The 1,098-nt window shown below is 69.5% G+C and carries 1 pseudogene; it reads left to right on the forward strand.

From position 1 onward, the window contains the following. Nucleotides 1-1,098: pseudogene (locus AB0H83_RS51920) on the forward strand (hypothetical protein); the annotation flags it as partial.

The raw sequence follows: 1,098 nt of genomic DNA on the forward strand, positions 1-1,098 counted from the left end.
TGGGCTTCGCCTCGCCGTACGAGGCGAGCCGGCTGCTGGGCAAGAAAGCCGTGCTGCGCAAGGCGGCGACGATCCGGCCGTCGACGGCCGGCCGTGCGAGGGTCAGCCCCACCGAGGTCGGGTATCACCTCGGCCGCGACTACCGGACGCTGCAGGACCTGTACACGTCGGTCGAGGACTCCATGGTCGTCGTGGGCCCGCCCCGGCAGGGCAAGGACGCCCTGTTCTGCGTGCCGTTCACGATCGACGCGCCGGGACCGGTCATCGTCACGTCCGCACGCATCGACATCTTCCTCAACACCTACGCGATGCGGGCGCAGAAGGGCAACGTCTACGTCTTCGACCCCAACGGCATGACCCAGTGGCCCGAGCGGATGCGCTACTCCCCGATCCGCGGCTGCGAGTCGGGCATGTCCGCGGCGAGCCGGGCCCTCGCGATGCTCAACGCCACCGGGGCGCCGGTGACGTTCGGCACCACCGCCACACCGGACACCACCGCCGCGTTCATCATCCTGCGCGGGTACCTGCACGCCGCCGCACTGGAACGCCGGACACTCACCGACATCATCCGGTGGGCCAACGAGCAGGTGAACCCGGAGCCGATCGAGATCCTGCAGCGGCAGTACGCCGCCGGCCGTGCCGCGCCGGGCTGGGCAGAGGCGCTGACATCCGTGACGGTCAACGGCGACCCGCACACGCGCGGGCTCGCCTTCGCCCACCTCACGGTCGTGTTCGACTGCTTCAACGACCCGACGGTACTGCGGGAGTGCTCGCCCCACCCGGACGACATCTTCGACATCAAAGCGTTCCTGTCCGGGCCCAACACGCTGTACATCCTGGGCCGGGAAGGCAAGTCCGGCGGCATCGCCCCGGTCATCACGGCGATGGTCGAGGACCTGCTCATCGTGGCCCGCTCCACCGCCAACATGTCGCCCAACGGCCGGCTGGACCCGCCCCTCACGGTCGAGCTCAACGACGCCGCACACATCTCACCCACGCCCAAGCTTCCGATGTACATGGGCGACTCCGGGGCCTTCTCCATCTCGATCCACGCCTACTTCCAGTCGCTGTCCCAGGCGCGCCTGCGGTGGGGCGCCG

Origin of the sequence: Dactylosporangium sp. NPDC050688 (genome assembly GCF_040654515.1) — a bacterium.
GTDB lineage: Bacteria > Actinomycetota > Actinomycetes > Mycobacteriales > Micromonosporaceae > Dactylosporangium.